The sequence below is a fragment of the Pediococcus parvulus genome (genome assembly GCF_964063155.1).
In the GTDB taxonomy this organism is placed as follows: Bacteria; Bacillota; Bacilli; order Lactobacillales; family Lactobacillaceae; genus Pediococcus; species Pediococcus parvulus.
Map to the genome: position 1 here is coordinate 574,380 of NZ_OZ061292.1, position 17,715 is coordinate 592,094.

9 protein-coding genes, 6 tRNA genes and 3 rRNA genes are annotated in these 17,715 nt (G+C 42.3%); all 18 read left to right on the top strand.

Going from position 1 to position 17,715, the window contains the following annotated elements; all coding sequences use genetic code 11:
• Positions 1-48: 48 nt before the first annotated feature.
• Positions 49-1,446 carry a tRNA lysidine(34) synthetase TilS gene (gene tilS, locus AB3217_RS02700; RefSeq protein WP_367365639.1) on the top strand — a complete coding sequence of 466 codons (1,398 nt, stop codon included), beginning with the start codon at positions 49-51 and terminating at the stop codon, positions 1,444-1,446.
• Entirely contained in the window at positions 1,446-1,988 is a 543-nt protein-coding gene (gene hpt / locus AB3217_RS02705) for a hypoxanthine phosphoribosyltransferase (RefSeq protein ID WP_057783549.1), read from the top strand. The genes tilS and hpt overlap by 1 nt, the downstream gene beginning before the upstream one ends.
• 96 nt (positions 1,989-2,084) lie before the next feature.
• Entirely contained in the window at positions 2,085-4,244 is a 2,160-nt protein-coding gene (gene ftsH / locus AB3217_RS02710) for an ATP-dependent zinc metalloprotease FtsH (protein ID WP_057783547.1), read from the top strand.
• A gap of 148 nt (positions 4,245-4,392) precedes the next feature.
• A complete protein-coding gene (hslO, locus tag AB3217_RS02715; RefSeq protein WP_057783545.1) occupies positions 4,393-5,277 on the top strand; it encodes an Hsp33 family molecular chaperone HslO in 885 nt (294 codons plus the stop codon).
• 127 nt (positions 5,278-5,404) lie between these two features.
• On the top strand, positions 5,405-6,412 hold the full coding sequence (dusB, locus tag AB3217_RS02720) for a tRNA dihydrouridine synthase DusB (RefSeq protein WP_367365640.1): 1,008 nt from the start codon (positions 5,405-5,407) through the stop codon (positions 6,410-6,412).
• A 73-nt stretch (positions 6,413-6,485) separates the two neighbouring features.
• The gene (gene lysS, locus AB3217_RS02725) at positions 6,486-7,979 is read left to right on the top strand and encodes a lysine--tRNA ligase (RefSeq protein ID WP_057783541.1); all 1,494 of its coding nucleotides are present in this window, start codon (positions 6,486-6,488) and stop codon (positions 7,977-7,979) included.
• Positions 7,980-8,486: 507 nt separating this feature from the next.
• Positions 8,487-10,064, top strand: a 16S ribosomal RNA gene (locus AB3217_RS02730).
• Between the two features lie 89 nt (positions 10,065-10,153).
• A tRNA-Ile gene (locus AB3217_RS02735) sits at positions 10,154-10,228 on the top strand.
• Positions 10,229-10,241: 13 nt separating this feature from the next.
• A tRNA-Ala gene (locus AB3217_RS02740) sits at positions 10,242-10,314 on the top strand.
• 181 nt (positions 10,315-10,495) lie between these two features.
• Positions 10,496-13,419 (top strand): 23S ribosomal RNA (locus AB3217_RS02745).
• Between the two features lie 92 nt (positions 13,420-13,511).
• A 5S ribosomal RNA gene (gene rrf / locus AB3217_RS02750) occupies positions 13,512-13,628 on the top strand.
• Together the 16S, 23S and 5S rRNA genes with 4 tRNA genes alongside form the textbook arrangement of a ribosomal RNA operon.
• Positions 13,629-13,634: 6 nt before the next feature.
• A tRNA-Asn gene (locus AB3217_RS02755) sits at positions 13,635-13,707 on the top strand.
• Between the two features lie 53 nt (positions 13,708-13,760).
• A tRNA-Thr gene (locus AB3217_RS02760) sits at positions 13,761-13,833 on the top strand.
• A gap of 115 nt (positions 13,834-13,948) precedes the next feature.
• On the top strand, positions 13,949-15,427 hold the full coding sequence (locus tag AB3217_RS02765) for a peptide MFS transporter (protein WP_367365641.1): 1,479 nt from the start codon (positions 13,949-13,951) through the stop codon (positions 15,425-15,427).
• 109 nt (positions 15,428-15,536) lie between these two features.
• A complete protein-coding gene (locus AB3217_RS02770) occupies positions 15,537-16,358 on the top strand; it encodes a metallophosphoesterase (RefSeq protein WP_367365642.1) in 822 nt (273 codons plus the stop codon).
• A 104-nt stretch (positions 16,359-16,462) separates the two neighbouring features.
• Positions 16,463-16,545: transfer RNA gene (locus AB3217_RS02775), tRNA-Tyr, on the top strand.
• Between the two features lie 9 nt (positions 16,546-16,554).
• Positions 16,555-16,626: transfer RNA gene (locus AB3217_RS02780), tRNA-Gln, on the top strand.
• Positions 16,627-16,842: 216 nt separating this feature from the next.
• Complete coding sequence (locus AB3217_RS02785; protein ID WP_068806263.1) at positions 16,843-17,679, top strand: metallophosphoesterase; 837 nt, start codon at positions 16,843-16,845, stop codon at positions 17,677-17,679.
• Positions 17,680-17,715: the final 36 nt, after the last annotated feature.

A 17,715-nucleotide genomic window follows, 5' to 3' on the forward strand; every position in this document is an offset into this window, starting at 1 on the left:
AACAAACGTTTTGGTCGGGCTTTTCTTCAAATTAGAAGGTGAAATTTAATGGCCATCCAATTACAAAAAGCTTTTGATTTAATCATCAGGCAGTATCATGTAAAGCCAACGGATTCAGTTGTTGTGGGCGTTTCAACTGGGGTTGATTCTATGGTGTTATTAACATTGTTAGAAAAGTTACCGGTGAGCTGCCGACCAAAAATAATTGTGGCCCATGTGAATCATAAATTAAGGGAACAGAGTACAGAAGAACAGATCTTTATTGAAGCCTATGCACGTAAACACAACTTACAATTGAGAATTAAAGTTTGGCCATTAAGTCAACATCCGGACACGGGGATTGAAAACGCGGCTCGAAAGGTGCGTTATGATTTTTTTGCAGAAGTCGCGCAAAACCTGCAAGCTCGTTTTTTGTTCACTGCTCATCAAGCGGACGATCAAGCTGAAACCTTTCTAATGAAATTAGTTCGGGGTGGCGCACTACAGCAATTACAGGGGATTGGTTCGAGAGACTTAACTAAGACAACGAAAATCGTACGGCCACTATTATCTTTTTCAAAAGAAGAAATTCGTGATTTTGCAACGTCTAGACATTTGAAGTGGTATGAAGACCAAACCAATACAGATGAAAGCTTCACGAGAAATCGAATGCGCCATGAGATTGTTCCCCGGCTTAAGCAAGAAAATCCGCAATTTCTGAAACATGTTCAAAGCTATGAATCTCAGTTACAGACGTTAATATTGGCCACACGGCAGTATGAAGAAAAGATTGTCAAGAATCTACTAATTGATGAAGGGTACAAAGTTCCAGAGTTTTTATTATTAAGTGTGGAATGGCAGAGCTTAGCTTTAGAGTTCATTAGTAATAAAGAAGTGGGCAAAGGATTAGTTTCTAAAAAACAACAGACAGAAATTCTACAACTTCTTGGTAATTTGAAAAAACCATCGGGGAAAATTCAAATTAATTCACAGATGTGGTTTGTGAAAGCATACGACAAATTTAGTTTTCAATTGGTTTCAAAAATCCATAAAAAGACGCTGATAACGCGGAATTCTATGTTAATATTGAATCAATGGCATTTGATTGAAAGCTTTGGTCAGGTTGCTGTATTTGAAGCTGACAAATACTCAGGTAAGGTGACTGATTTGCAACAAACAATGCAGCTTAGTCAAAACCAATTTAGCATGCCACTTTCTGTGCGCCCGGCTAATAGGCAAGATCAGTTAAGATTGAAAACTGGTGGTCATAAAAAGGTACAACGTGTTTTAATGGATGCCAAGGTTTCTAATTGGCAAAGAAAAGGGTGGCCATTGCTGGTAGACGGGAATGGGAAACCAATTTGGTTATTAGGCCTTCGTAAAAGTTGGCTTGAGAAAACGTTTAAGGTAGAAGAATCTAAGTATTTCATAATCTGGAAACCCAATAATCTGGAGGAATCAAATTGATGAACGATGATATTGAACGTGTTTTATATAGTCAAACCGACATTGCTGATGCCTGTGCACGGTTAGGCAAACAATTATCAGGTGACTACGAAGGTAAAGTTCCTGTAGTCTTGAGTGTGTTATCTGGAGCAGTATTTTTCACAACTGACGTCATGCGACAAATGAATACATACACTCAGTTAGATTTTATTGACGTTTCTAGTTATCATGGTGGTACAAAGTCTAGTGGTGAAGTTCAATTGGTGACGGATATTAGTCGAGACGTAAGTGGCCGTGATGTGCTTATTATTGAAGATATCGTGGATACAGGTCGAACTCTCAAATTTATTATTGATCTTTTGAAAGATCGCCATGCAAAAAGTGTGAAAGTCTGCACTTTATTGGATAAACCAACCGGTCGTGTGTTGGAAGCTAAGGCAGATTATGTGGGATTTGTAGTCCCTAATGAATTTGTGGTTGGGTATGGCTTGGATTATAAAGGTGAGTATCGTAACTTGCCATACGTCGGTGTTTTGAAGCCCAAAATTTATATGGATAAATAATTGGTCAAAATTGGTCAAGTGTGATATTATCTATCTATCGAAGGCTAAGCACACGTTTGCTCACCGTTCGTAAAACCATCAACAAGGAGGATTCCAATGAATAAAAAAGGGAATAACAACGGACTTGTTAAAAATAGTTTGTTTTACATCGTTGTTTTCTTAGCTTTGGTGGGCATTATTTATTTTGTCACCGGTCAAGGAAGCAGTACACAAACGGCATCTATTTCTTCAAGCCAATTTGTGTCCCAATTACAAAAAAACAAGGTTAAGAGTTTTGTCGTACAGCCAACTAATGGTGTTTACAAGATTACTGGTAAATACCGTACAGCGCAAAAAGGCAGTGCTCAATCTGGTTTATTCCCGGCGTCAACTTCAACTACTAAAGTTGAAAGCTTTACAACATCTGTTTTGCAGAATGATTCAACAACTGCACAGATCACGAAAGCTGCGCAAAAGGAAAATGTCAAAATGGACACAAAACCAGAAGCTTCTAACAGTTTCTGGGTACAATTATTAATTACTGGTTTACCACTGTTAATTTTCATCGTCTTCTTCTACATGATGATGAGCCAAGCAGGTCAAGGTGGCGGTGGTAGTAAGGGTGTAATGAACTTTGGTAAGTCGAAAGTCAAGCCGGCCGATAAAAAGGCTAATAAAGTTCGTTTCTCTGATGTTGCGGGTGAAGAGGAAGAAAAACAAGAGCTTGTTGAAGTTGTTGAATTTTTGAAAGATCCTCGAAAGTTCGTGTCATTGGGTGCTCGTATTCCATCTGGTGTGCTTTTAGAGGGGCCTCCTGGTACTGGTAAAACATTGTTGGCAAAAGCGGTAGCCGGTGAAGCAGGGGTTCCTTTCTACTCCATTTCTGGTTCCGATTTCGTTGAAATGTTTGTTGGTGTTGGGGCTAGTCGTGTGCGTGATTTGTTCGATCAAGCCAAGAAGAATTCACCTTCTATCATTTTCATTGATGAAATTGATGCTGTTGGTCGACGTCGTGGAAGCGGCGTTGGTGGCGGTCATGATGAACGTGAGCAAACTTTGAACCAGTTACTGGTTGAAATGGATGGATTTACAGGGAACGAAGGCGTCATTGTTATGGCGGCTACTAACCGTTCTGATGTTTTGGATCCAGCTCTCCTTCGGCCAGGTCGATTTGATCGTAAGATTTTGGTTGGTCGTCCTGATGTTCGTGGTCGTGAAGCTATTCTGAAAGTTCATGCTAAGAACAAACCACTTGATAAAAATGTTGATTTGAATGAGATTGCCAAACAAACTCCAGGGTTTGTGGGTGCTGATCTTGAAAACTTGTTAAATGAAGCTGCTTTACTTGCGGCAAGACGTAACAAAAAGATTATTGATGCTTCAGATTTGGACGAAGCTGAGGATCGAGTTATTGCGGGACCTGCTAAAAAGAATGCAGTTGTCAGTCCTGAGGAACGTAAGGTTGTGGCTTATCATGAGGCGGGCCATACAATTGTTGGCCTTGTTTTGAATGATGCCCGTGTGGTTCATAAGGTTACCATTGTACCTCGTGGTCGTGCTGGCGGTTATGCCATCATGCTTCCTCGTGAGGACCAAAACCTAATGTCTAAGAAAGATGCTATGGAACAGATTGCCGGTTTAATGGGTGGTCGTGCTGCTGAAGAAACAATCTTTGATTCTCAATCGTCAGGTGCTTCCAATGACTTTGAACAAGCCACTGGAATTGCTCGTGCTATGGTTACTCAGTACGGGATGAGCGATAAAATTGGTCAGGTTGAATTATCAGCTCCAGGTCAGTCATACTATGGTGAAAATGGGCCAGCATATTCTGAAAAGACGGCCGCAACCATTGATGATGAGATCCGTCGTTTGACTGAAGAAGGTCATCAAAAAGCACTGGATATTATTGCTGCTCACCGTGAACAACACAAGATTATTGCTGAAGCTTTGTTGAAATATGAGACATTGGATGAAAAGCAGATTTTGAGTTTGTATAAAACGGGAGAAATGCCTTCTAAGGATGGTGCTTCAGAATTTCCAAGCGAAAAAGCGGCAACGTTTGAAGAATCTAAACGTGAGTTGGAACGTAAGGAAGCTGAACGCCATGCTGATGATAATGATGGCGATACTAGTGATTCGGACTCTAAATTAGAAGCTCCTAGTGAACATGATGAAGATTCTACTAGCAATACTGGTAGCAATCATCGTTTACCAAGTTCACATGATGATTCGAGCGATTCACAAGATCATGATTCTAATGATCATACGAATTTGTAAAATTGAATCTGAAATAAAGGTTTATAAAAACAGCAAATTTAGTAAGGAACTTCCTTATTGGTTTGCTGTTTTTGAGTAGTTAGGGGTTGGTTTCGATTACAAGATGTGTGAAAATGTAAGACGGTAAAAGAAAACTTGAGGAGAAAACATGAAAGATTATTTAATTAAAAGTATTATTAATGATGGCATGTTTCGTGCTTATGTGGTGAACGGTACAAACTTGGTTAAAGAAGCGCAGAAACGCCACGATACATGGAGTGCAGCGACGGCAGCATTGGGACGTTCTTTAGTTGGTACGGTAATGCTTGCATCTTCGTTGTTGAAAGGTAAAGAAAAATTAACGGTTAAAATTAATGGTGGTGGCCCAGTCGGGGGGATTGTGGTTGACGGTAATGCGAATGGGACAGTTAAAGGTTATTTGAAGAACCCACATGTTTCATTGCCTTTGAATAGTAAACATCATATTGATGTTGGTAAGGCTGTTGGTAATCAGGGAACGTTTTCAGTTACTAAGGATATGGGATTAAAAGATCCGTTCACGGGAAATGTGGGATTGGCATCCGGAGAAATTGGGGACGACTTTACTTATTATTTAGCGCAATCCGAACAAATTCCTTCTTCAGTGGGTGTTTCAGTATTTGTCAACCCTGATGAAACGGTTGAAGTAGCCGGCGGTTTCATGATTCAAGTGATGCCTGGAGCGAGTGACGAAGCAATCGATCGTTTGCAAACTACTTTGAATGATCTACCATTAGTTTCTGATTTATTACGGCAAAAAAAGACACCAGAGGACATTTTGAAACTTCTGTTTAAAGATGATAAAGTGAAAATTTTAGATAAGATGCCAGTTTCATTTGAATGTGATTGTTCAAAGGATCGTTTTGCGGCGGCCATGTCGAGTTTACCATCTGACGAAATTAAAACGATGATTAAAGAAGATCATGGTGCTGAGGTCACTTGTCGGTTTTGTGGGAATAAGTATCATTACAGTGAAGTTGAACTAAAAGCTATTTTACTTAAGTCACAAAGCTAATTTTTATTTGGGTGACTATCAGTTATGTGCTATTATAAATTTCATGACTGACTTTTAGTAAGATAATTGGCAATGATCAAGATAAAAGCTAAAGTGGATTTATCAAATATGTAGATGAGGTGACAAAATGGAATGGCAAATTGGCGATGTTAAGATTCCTAACCAACTAGTCGTGGCCCCTATGGCTGGTGTTACAAATTCAGCTTTTCGGTTGATTTGTAAAAAGTTTGGTGCAGGCCTTGTAGTTTGCGAGATGATCTCTGATCGTGGAATCATGTACAAAAATAAAAAAACATTAAGTATGATGAATGTGGATCCTCATGAACATCCAATGAGTATTCAAATTTTTGGCGGTACTAAAGAGACCTTAGTGGAGGCCGCTAAATTTGTGGATCAGCATACAGCTGCAGATATAATTGATATCAACATGGGCTGTCCAGTTAACAAAGTTGTGAAAACTGAAGCAGGCGCACGTTGGTTGTTAGATCCAAATAAAGTTTATGAAATGGTTTCTTATGTGACAGATGCGGTTAAAAAACCGGTCACTGTGAAAATGCGGACAGGATGGGATTCTGATCATATTTATGCGGTTGAGAATGCTTTGGCTGCCGAACGAGCTGGCGCTTCAGCTTTGGCGATGCATGGTAGAACCCGGAAACAAATGTATACGGGTCATGCGGATTGGGATATTTTGAAACAAGTTTCTGATCAATTAACTATTCCATTTATGGGTAATGGTGATGTTAAAACAGCTGAGGATGCCAAACGAATGCTGGATGAAGTTGGGTCTACAGCTGTGATGATTGGTCGCGCAGTTTTGGGTAATCCTTGGATGTTGCACCGTGTTTCTGCTTATCTTGAAACTGGCGAGTTAATCGATGAGCCGCAACCAGCAGAAAAGATTCGAATTGCAAAGAAACATTTACATGGCTTGGTGGAACTAAAGGGTGACTATGTTGGTCCGAGAGAGTTCAGAACGCAAGCAGCGTATTATCTGAAGGGAATTTCTCATTCGGCGAGAACTAAGGTAGCACTTAACAATGCAGAGTCCGAAAAAGAGATGGATGACATATTTGATCGCTTTGCAGAGCAACAACAAGAGCGGGCAATTAAACGTCAACAAATGGCAAGGTAATCGGTACTTGCTTTTTTAGTGTAAAATAGGCATCATGGATACGTGAGACTAATGGTAGAGGAGGATTTTTTCAGTGGCACAAAAAGAGCAAGACATGAACGATCAATTGAAAGTTCGTCGTCAAAAAATGCAGGATTTAAGAGATAAAGGGATTGATCCGTTTGGACATGCGTTTAAACGCACACATCTAACTAATCAATTGCATGAACAATATGGTGAGCTTTCAAAAGAAGAATTAGAAGAAAAGGATGTTAAGGCAACCATTGCAGGCCGCATGATGTCTAAACGTGGAAAAGGTAAGGTTGGTTTTGCAGATCTTAAGGATCGTAAGGGGACCATGCAGATTTATGTTCGTAAAGATACTGTTGGCGAAGATGAATATGCCCTTTTTAAACAAGCTGATATTGGCGACTTTATTGGTATTACTGGTGAAGTAATGAAAACTGATATGGGTGAGTTGACAGTTAAAGCAACTGATTTAACTTTCTTAACTAAGGCGCTTCGTCCGCTTCCAGATAAGTATCATGGTTTACAAAACGTTGAACAAATTTATCGTCAACGTTATTTAGACTTAATTTCAAATGATGATAGTTTTGACCGCTTCATGAAGAGAACCAAGATTATCAGTGCAGTTCGTAAGTATTTAGATGGTTTGGACTATACAGAAGTTGAAACCCCAGTACTCCACTCTCAGGCTGGTGGTGCTAATGCGCGACCATTTATTACTCATCACAATGCGTTGGATATTGATTTGTATCTTCGGATTGCGTTGGAATTACATTTGAAACGTCTGATCGTTGGTGGCATGGAACGCGTTTATGAAATTGGTCGTGTTTTCCGAAATGAAGGAATGGACACGCGTCATAATCCTGAGTTTACAATGCTTGAAACTTATACTGCTTATTTTGATTTTCATGATGTGATGGATGAAACTGAAGGCATTTTTAAGGCAGCTGTTAAAGCAGTTTCACCAGATGGTAAGATCACATTTCAAGGAACTGATCTTGATTTAGGTCAGGATTTTGCTCGTATGCACATGGTAGATGCAATTAAGAAGTATACCGGTGTAGACTTTTGGCCAAAGATGAGTTTGGAAGATGCGCGGAAGTTAGCTGATGAACATAAAATTCATTATGAAGATTGGTGGCAAGTAGGCCATATTATCAATGAATTCTTTGAACAATTAGTTCAGGATAAGTTAACCCAACCTGTATTTATCTACGGTCATCCTGTGGAAATTTCACCATTGGCAAAGAAAAATCCTGATGATGAACGGTTTACAGACCGATTTGAGCTTTACATTAAAGGCAATGAGTTTGCTAATGCTTTTACTGAGCTAAATGATCCAATTGATCAACGTCAACGTTTTGAGGCACAAGTTAAAGAACGTGAACAGGGTAACGATGAAGCTGAAGGCATTGACGAAGACTTTATCGAAGCTTTGGAATACGGGATGCCACCAACAGGCGGTTTGGGTATTGGAATTGATCGATTAGTTATGCTATTAACTGATGCGCCATCAATTCGAGATGTGCTTTTATTCCCAACAATGCGTCCAGATAAATAGAATAGAGCCATTTAAACAAACTATTGCAATTTTTTTGCAAATAGTTTGTTTTTTTATTTTACTATTTATAATATTTGAAAGCTGATAATTTAATGACAGGTTTGCTTAAAATGGAAACAAGATGTTGTGGTGAATACAAATTGTTCGGATCTGTGTGAGTTTGTTTAATGAATTTTGGCTCTGAACTCGAGAAGGTCGAATTTTGGTGTTGACCAATCGGGTATTTTTTGGTTATACTAGTACACGTTGTTTAGAAAGACATCGTGTCCAACAAAACTTGTCAAAAAACTTTTTGTTGACGAACTTAATTCAAAATGCTATTATTATATAGCTGTCGAAAATTGAATTTATCTTTTGGAACAGCCTAGTAGACCTTTGAAAACTGAACAAAGTTTCGACGAAACAAAATGTGTAGGGTCTTCAAATGAAAATTTTGGAGCAAACAATTTGCGAAGTCAATTCGCTTTAAACAATGAAACAACAAATGAGCTTGTAAAAACTCAAGTATAATATGAGAGTTTGATCTTGGCTCAGGATGAACGCTGGCGGCGTGCCTAATACATGCAAGTCGAACGCACTTTCGTTGAATGAATTAGAGGTGCTTGCACCGAAGATGATTTTAGCTATAAAATGAGTGGCGAACGGGTGAGTAACACGTGGGTAACCTGCCCAGAAGTGGGGGATAACACCTGGAAACAGATGCTAATACCGCATAACAAAGTAAACCGCATGGTTTACTTTTAAAAGATGGCTTCGGCTATCACTTCTGGATGGACCCGCGGCGTATTAGCTAGTTGGTGAGATAAAGGCTCACCAAGGCAGTGATACGTAGCCGACCTGAGAGGGTAATCGGCCACATTGGGACTGAGACACGGCCCAGACTCCTACGGGAGGCAGCAGTAGGGAATCTTCCACAATGGACGAAAGTCTGATGGAGCAACGCCGCGTGAGTGATGAAGGCTTTAGGGTCGTAAAACTCTGTTGTTGGAGAAGAACGTGTGTGAGAGTAACTGCTCATGCAGTGACGGTATCCAACCAGAAAGCCACGGCTAACTACGTGCCAGCAGCCGCGGTAATACGTAGGTGGCAAGCGTTATCCGGATTTATTGGGCGTAAAGCGAGCGCAGGCGGTCTTTTAAGTCTAATGTGAAAGCCTTCGGCTTAACCGAAGAAGTGCATTGGAAACTGGAAGACTTGAGTGCAGAAGAGGACAGTGGAACTCCATGTGTAGCGGTGAAATGCGTAGATATATGGAAGAACACCAGTGGCGAAGGCGGCTGTCTGGTCTGTAACTGACGCTGAGGCTCGAAAGCATGGGTAGCGAACAGGATTAGATACCCTGGTAGTCCATGCCGTAAACGATGAATGCTAAGTGTTGGAGGGTTTCCGCCCTTCAGTGCTGCAGCTAACGCATTAAGCATTCCGCCTGGGGAGTACGACCGCAAGGTTGAAACTCAAAAGAATTGACGGGGGCCCGCACAAGCGGTGGAGCATGTGGTTTAATTCGAAGCTACGCGAAGAACCTTACCAGGTCTTGACATCTTCTGCCAATCTAAGAGATTAGACGTTCCCTTCGGGGACAGAATGACAGGTGGTGCATGGTTGTCGTCAGCTCGTGTCGTGAGATGTTGGGTTAAGTCCCGCAACGAGCGCAACCCTTATTATTAGTTGCCAGCATTAAGTTGGGCACTCTAGTGAGACTGCCGGTGACAAACCGGAGGAAGGTGGGGACGACGTCAAATCATCATGCCCCTTATGACCTGGGCTACACACGTGCTACAATGGACGGTACAACGAGTTGCGAGACCGCGAGGTTTAGCTAATCTCTTAAAACCGTTCTCAGTTCGGACTGCAGGCTGCAACTCGCCTGCACGAAGTTGGAATCGCTAGTAATCGCGGATCAGCATGCCGCGGTGAATACGTTCCCGGGCCTTGTACACACCGCCCGTCACACCATGAGAGTTTGTAACACCCAAAGCCGGTGGAGTAACCTTCGGGAGCTAGCCGTCTAAGGTGGGACAGATGATTGGGGTGAAGTCGTAACAAGGTAGCCGTAGGAGAACCTGCGGCTGGATCACCTCCTTTCTAAGGATATTTAGAAACGGAAACCTACACATTGTCGAAACTTTGTTTAGTTTTGAGAGGTCTACTCTCAAATGTATATAAGCGCGAACGGGCCTATAGCTCAGCTGGTTTAGAGCGCACGCCTGATAAGCGTGAGGTCGATGGTTCAAGTCCATTTAGGCCCATAGATACATTTTTGGGGAATTAGCTCAGCTGGGAGAGCGCCTGCCTTGCACGCAGGAGGTCAGCGGTTCGATCCCGCTATTCTCCATTGACGGCTTAGCCGTCGAATTTGTTCTTTGAAAACTAAATAATATCGAAAAATTTTCTAATTTTAATTATTTATTATAATGTAATTAAACCGAGAACACCGCGTTTTATAGAGTTTTAAAACAAGATTAGTTCGAAAAATAATCGCTAAACTCAAAACCACTTTACCTTTGGTAAAGTTAGGTTAAGTTATAAAGGGCGCATGGTGAATGCCTTGGTACTAGGAGCCGATGAAGGACGGGACTAACACCGATATGCTTCGGGGAGCTGTAAGTAAGCTTTGATCCGGAGATTTCCGAATGGGGAAACCCAACAACACTAATCCGTTGTTACCACTACGTGAATTCATAGCGTGGCTGGAGGTAGACGCGGGGAACTGAAACATCTCAGTACCCGTAGGAAGAGAAAGAAATATCGATTCCCTAAGTAGCGGCGAGCGAACGGGGAACAGCCCAAACCAGGAAGCTTGCTTCCTGGGGTTGTAGGACTGAACATTTGAGTTACCAAAGATTTTCATAGCCGAACAGTCTGGGAAGACTGGCCAGAGCGGGTGATAGCCCCGTAGGCAAAATGAAGATCCCTCAGTTCAGGATCCTGAGTACGGCGGAACACGTGTAACTCCGTCGGAATCCGGGAGGACCATCTCCCAAGGCTAAATACTCCCTAGTGACCGATAGTGAACCAGTACCGTGAGGGAAAGGTGAAAAGCACCCCGGAAGGGGAGTGAAACAGTTCTTGAAACCATGTGCCTACAAGAAGTCAGAGCCCGTTAAGGGGTGATGGCGTGCCTTTTGTAGAATGAACCGGCGAGTTACGTTTACATGCCAGGTTAAGTTGAAGAAACGGAGCCGCAGCGAAAGCGAGTCTGAATAGGGCGACTGAGTATGTAGATGTAGACCCGAAACCAAGTGACCTACCCATGTCCAGGTTGAAGGTGCGGTAAAACGCACTGGAGGACCGAACTCGTGTACGTTGAAAAGTGCTGAGATGAGGTGTGGGTAGCGGTGAAATTCCAAACGAACTTGGAGATAGCTGGTTCTCTCCGAAATAGCTTTAGGGCTAGCCTCGGATTAAGGATCATGGAGGTAGAGCCACTGTTTGGACTAGGGGCCCGTCTTGGGTTACTGAATTCAGATAAACTCCGAATGCCATTGATTTATGTCCGGGAGTCAGACGGTGAGTGATAAGATCCATCGTCGAAAGGGGAACAGCCCAGACCACCAGTTAAGGTCCCTAAATATATGTTAAGTGGAAAAGGATGTGGAGTTGCATAGACAACTAGGATGTTGGCTCAGAAGCAGCCATCATTTAAAGAGTGCGTAATAGCTCACTAGTCGAGTGATTCTGCGCCGAAAATGTACCGGGGCTTAAACATATTACCGAGACTGTGGATGCCACCGCAAGGTGGCGTGATAGGAGAGCGTTCTAAGGGCAATGAAGGCAGACCGTGAGGACTGTTGGAGCGCTTAGAAGTGAGAATGCCGGTATGAGTAGCGAAAGACAGGTGAGAATCCTGTCCACCGAATGACTAAGGTTTCCTGGGGAAGGCTCGTCCACCCAGGGTTAGTCGGGACCTAAGTCGAGGCCGAGAGGCGTAGACGATGGATAACAGGTTGAGATTCCTGTACTAGTTAAACTTGTTTGAACAATGGAGGGACGCAGGAGGCTAAGGAATGCGCACGGTTGGATATGTGCGCCCAAGCAGCGAGTCTTGTTGAGAGTTAAATGCTTTCAACTTTAAGGACAAGCTGTGATGGGGAGTGAAATTTAAAGTAACGAAGTTCCTGATGTCACACTGCCGAGAAAAGCTTCTAGTTAGAGTTTAACTACCCGTACCGCAAACCGACACAGGTAGTCGAGGAGAGTATCCTCAGGTGAGCGAGAGAACTCTCGTTAAGGAACTCGGCAAAATGACCCCGTAACTTCGGGAGAAGGGGTGCTGATCGAAAGATCAGCCGCAGTGAATAGGCCCAGGCGACTGTTTATCAAAAACACAGGTTTCTGCAAAATCGTAAGATGACGTATAGGGGCTGACGCCTGCCCGGTGCTGGAAGGTTAAGTGAATGAGTTAGCTTCGGCGAAGCTTTGAAATGAAGCCCCAGTAAACGGCGGCCGTAACTATAACGGTCCTAAGGTAGCGAAATTCCTTGTCGGGTAAGTTCCGACCCGCACGAAAGGCGTAACGATCTGGGCACTGTCTCAACGAGAGACTCGGTGAAATTATAATACCCGTGAAGATGCGGGTTACCCGCGACAGGACGGAAAGACCCCATGGAGCTTTACTGTAGCTTGATATTGAGTGTTTGTACAGCTTGTACAGGATAGGTAGGAGCCATAGAAACCGGAACGCTAGTTTCGGTGGAGGCGTTGGTGGGATACTACCCTCGCTGTATGAACCCTCTAACTCGCGCCACTAAGCGTGGCGGAAGACAGTGTCAGGTGGGCAGTTTGACTGGGGCGGTCGCCTCCTAAAGAGTAACGGAGGCGCCCAAAGGTTCTCTCAGAATGGTTGGAAATCATTCAATGAGTGTAAAGGCAGAAGAGAGCTTGACTGCGAGACAGACAGGTCGAGCAGGGACGAAAGTCGGGCTTAGTGATCCGGTGGTACCGTATGGAAGGGCCATCGCTCAACGGATAAAAGCTACCCTGGGGATAACAGGCTTATCTCCCCCAAGAGTTCACATCGACGGGGAGGTTTGGCACCTCGATGTCGGCTCATCGCATCCTGGGGCTGTAGTCGGTCCCAAGGGTTGGGCTGTTCGCCCATTAAAGCGGTACGCGAGCTGGGTTCAGAACGTCGTGAGACAGTTCGGTCCCTATCCGTCGCGGGCGTAGGAAATTTGAGAGGATCTGTCCTTAGTACGAGAGGACCGGGATGGACATACCGCTGGTGTACCAGTTGTTCCGCCAGGAGCATCGCTGGGTAGCTACGTATGGATGAGATAAACGCTGAAAGCATCTAAGTGTGAAACTCGCCTCAAGATGAGATTTCCCATTCCATTTATGGAAGTAAGACCCCTGAGAGATGATCAGGTAGATAGGTTGGGAGTGGAAGTGTAGTGATACATGGAGCGGACCAATACTAATCGGTCGAGGACTTAACCACAAAGTGGTGTTCTTGAAGAGAAGGATTCGATATTATTTAGTTTTGAGAGAATAAATTTCTTTCACACGAGCCACGAAGGTGGATCGGAGAAGTGTGGTGGCGATAGCGAGAAGGATACACCTGTTCCCATGTCGAACACAGAAGTTAAGCTTCTTAGCGCCGAGAGTAGTTGGGGGATCGCTCCCTGCGAGGGTAGGACGTTGCCATGCGAATATTCCGGCATAGCTCAGTTGGTAGAGCCCCTGACTGTTAATCAGGTTGTCGACGGTTCGAGTCCGCCTGCCGGAGTAGTGATAGATGTTAACCTTCTCAATTGAAAGTTAGCATCTTTTTCTATACCTGCCGGCTTAGCTCAGTTGGTAGAGCATCGGTATCGTAAACCGAGGGTCGGGTGTTCAAGTCGCCTAGCCGGCATTGAATAAGACACCGTTTATGGTGTCTTTTGTTGTTTTTAGGAGAATTTGGGAAGCTTTACCCCTAAAAATAATACACGATAAGCTACATAGAGATGTTTGGAGGAAGAAATAAATTGAATAACCAAAGTGACGTGAGCAATGATAAGTCCTTCTTTGGGCAACCTAGAGGGCTCTCAACATTGTTCTTTACAGAAATGTGGGAACGTTTCAGTTATTACGGAATGCGTGCCATTCTGTTGTTCTATATGTACTATGCAGTATCAAAGGGTGGTCTCGGTTTTAGTCAGACAACTTCTGCTTCTGTGATGTCCATATATGGTTCATTAGTTTATCTAACGAGTGTAATCGGCGGTTTTGTTAGTGATCGTATTTTAGGACCAAGAAAAACTGTCTTTTGGGGCGGTATTTTCATCATGTTAGGACATATTGCACTAGCACTACCATTTGGAGCCCCAGCACTATTTATTTCAATTGCACTGATCGTCATCGGAACTGGGTTATTAAAGCCTAATGTTTCTGAAATGGTCGGCGGGTTATATACCGAAGAAGATATTCGTCGTGATTCAGGATTTAGCATCTTTGTTTTTGGAATTAACTTAGGAGCCTTGATTGCGCCACTGCTTGTTGGCTGGGTAGGAGCACACGTGAACTTTCACGTTGGTTTTTCACTAGCTGCAATTGGAATGTTCTTTGGTCTTCTTCAATACTACTTAGGTGGGAAAAAGTACTTAAGCAAAGACAGTTTGTATCCTTCTGACCCACTTGAGCCTAAGGACGCACATAAACTTGGATGGCAGGTGACCATTGGGGTTGTTATTTTTGCGCTTATCCTGCTCGTTATGCAACTGGCCAATGCCATGACAATTGACAATGTTGTCTTGTTATTAAGTTTGGTGGCAGTTGCCACACCAATTATTTATTTTGTTTTGATGTTTTCAAGTAACAAAGTGACTAAAATTGAACGTTCTCGTCTTTGGGCTTATGTTCCGTTATTTATTGCCGCAGTGATTTTCTGGGCAATTGAAGAACAAGGATCAGTGGTTCTTGCCTTATACGCGGCTCAACGAACACAGTTACATTTAGGGCCAATTACTTTGGCGGCTTCACAATTCCAGTCCCTTAATCCGTTGTTTATGATGCTATATACACCATTCTTTGCGTGGATGTGGATTAAAATGGGGAACAAGCAACCTACATCTCCACATAAGTTTGCTTATGGGTTGGCGTTTGCGGGAGTTTCGTACTTATTCATTGCTTTACCAGGAATGATGTTTGGAACGGCTGGTAAAGTTAATCCCCTTTGGTTAGTTGGTAGCTGGGCAATTGTTGAAATTGGTGAGATGTTAATTTCGCCAATTGGTCTTTCTGTAACTACTAAACTAGCACCAAAAGCATTTAGTTCTCAAATGATGAGTATGTGGTTCTTGGCAGATGCTGCTGGTCAAGCAATTAATGCCCAAATTGTACGTTTTTACACGAGCGCGACAGAAGTTCCTTACTTCTTGGTTGTCGGCGCTGTCAGCATTGTTTTTGGCCTTCTATTGCTCTTGTTATCTAAATGGATTTCATCCAAGATGGTCGGTATCAATTAAATTTAAAAATAAAGATCAGTTCTTTAAAGGACTGATCTTTTTCTAATTAGAAGACAATTTTTTGTGAGGCGTGTAAAATGATCAACTAACAGTGTGAAAGGAGACAAATATGAGGATTGCAATAACAAGTGACAACCACTTTGACGTAAATCGCTTAGATGTTGATGAAACACTAAAAAATCAAGCAGAATATTTAAGCCAACAAAACGTTGGGTTGTATTTAATTGCTGGTGATTTATTTAATGATTTTACAAAGAGTCTAGCGTATGTGCAAAACTTACAAAACGAATTAGGTTCCCAAACGCTTGTAAAATTTATTGCTGGGAACCATGATATGGTTCATGGCGTTACGTTCGAAGAATTAGAGAGCCAACTTGATAATAGTTATTTGCATAACCAATATTTTGATGTGCCAGAGACCGACTGGCGGGTAATTGGTAATAACGGGTGGTATGATTACAGTTTTGCGGACAATGTTAAGGGCAAAACTATCGCTAATTTTGAAACTTGGAAGCGTGCTTACTGGATAGATGGGTCTATTAAGCAACCAATGTCCGATGGTGAAAGAATGGGACTAGTTTTAGATGAAACTACTCAACAACTTAAAACGGCTCAGGAGGCCCCAAAACGTGTCCTGTACTTTACACATTTTGTACCACGACGTAATTATATTCGCTATGCACCTGAAGGAAATTTATGGAATATGGCTAATGCCTATATGGGGAGTGCAAAATTAGGACAAGTGTTAGAACAATTCGAAGTTAATAAGGTAATATTCGGTCATATGCACATTCATCCAGCTCCACAGCAATTTGAAAAAACGACTTACTACAATCAATCAGTAGGTTATTATACAAAACGAATTAAGGAATGGCAAAATGATACTTTCCTCGCCGAATGGCGATCACGACTGGTTTTCTTTGACCTTTAAAAAAATTAATTTGAGGAAATTTGTAAAAACCCCTTGATATTTGTTCAAATTTTCGGTATTATATTTTAGTCGGATGCGTTAGAAGTTTTAATGCAATTCAAAAGGGAAGGGTAGCGAAGTCTGGCTAAACGCGGCGGACTGTAAATCCGCTCCTTCGGGTTCGGTGGTTCGAATCCACTCCCTTCCATTTTATGAATGGGCTATAGCCAAGCGGTAAGGCATCGGGTTTTGATCCCGAGATGCGATGGTTCGATCCCATCTAGCCCAATAGTTACGCCTTTCTAAGTCGCTACCAGTTTAAGTACTGATGTAGAGGCTTTTTTTGTATCTTCTATTAATGCACTTAGGTAGTAAAGTTTTAGTGAAAAATAGGTTATCCTCTTATCTTCAAAAATTTACGGTACAATAGGTTCATATTAGGTGGGCTTATTTTTTTATTATTGATGAGTTTTCTTTCTAGTAGTGGAATAGACGGAGGCGTCTAATGAATTATACATTTATCGGTGACATTCATTCAGCTAGTGATGATTTAAAAGTACTTTTGAATGCCATTAATACGGAAGAGGATCGCCTGATTTTTCTAGGTGATTACATTGATGGGACAGCAACTCGGCATTTTTCAAAGCATGAAGAAACGCAATTAATTGATCCGTTAGGTGTTTTAGATATTTTGATGAATCGGGTTAATCAGCACAGTGATATTGTATTACTTGGCAACCATGATGATTTTTGGGTACAGACAGCTACTGGTGATGATTTGAGTTATCAAACGTGGCGAATTAATGGTGGTGCTCATACGTGGCGAAAATTAGGAATTCACTCCGGCGCGCTACCTGTGATTCAAAGGGCACTCAATGCTCCAAAACTGGCCCCTTACACGAAGTTCTTAAGTAATCGACCATTTACCTGGGAAACTGGCAAAATACTTGCAGTCCATGCTGGTGTTCGTTGGGGAGTGAGTCTTAATAAACAAGAAAAAGACGATTTACTTTGGATTAGAAATGACTATTATTTCAATGCAGGATTGGAATCAGCGGGATGGCATAAAAATGAGTTAGGTAAGGTGATTGTCACTGGACATACACCAGTTCAGATCTTTAATCGATCCGGATTCATAAAAATGCAAGCTGACAGTCAAGATGTACCGCGTTATTTAATTGATGCTGGTAGTCGTTCCGGTGCATTTAGTGGTGGAATTGTGGCATTAACGCTTGATCCAAATGGAGGGTTCGTTTCAGCAAAATTTGTGGTGAACCAACAAGTTCAGGAGATTCCAAATAAGTTAATTGAAGAAGATTTTCTGTCAAAAGATCCCAAGTAAGCAATGATAAAAGTCGCAAACCCATGAACAACTGGA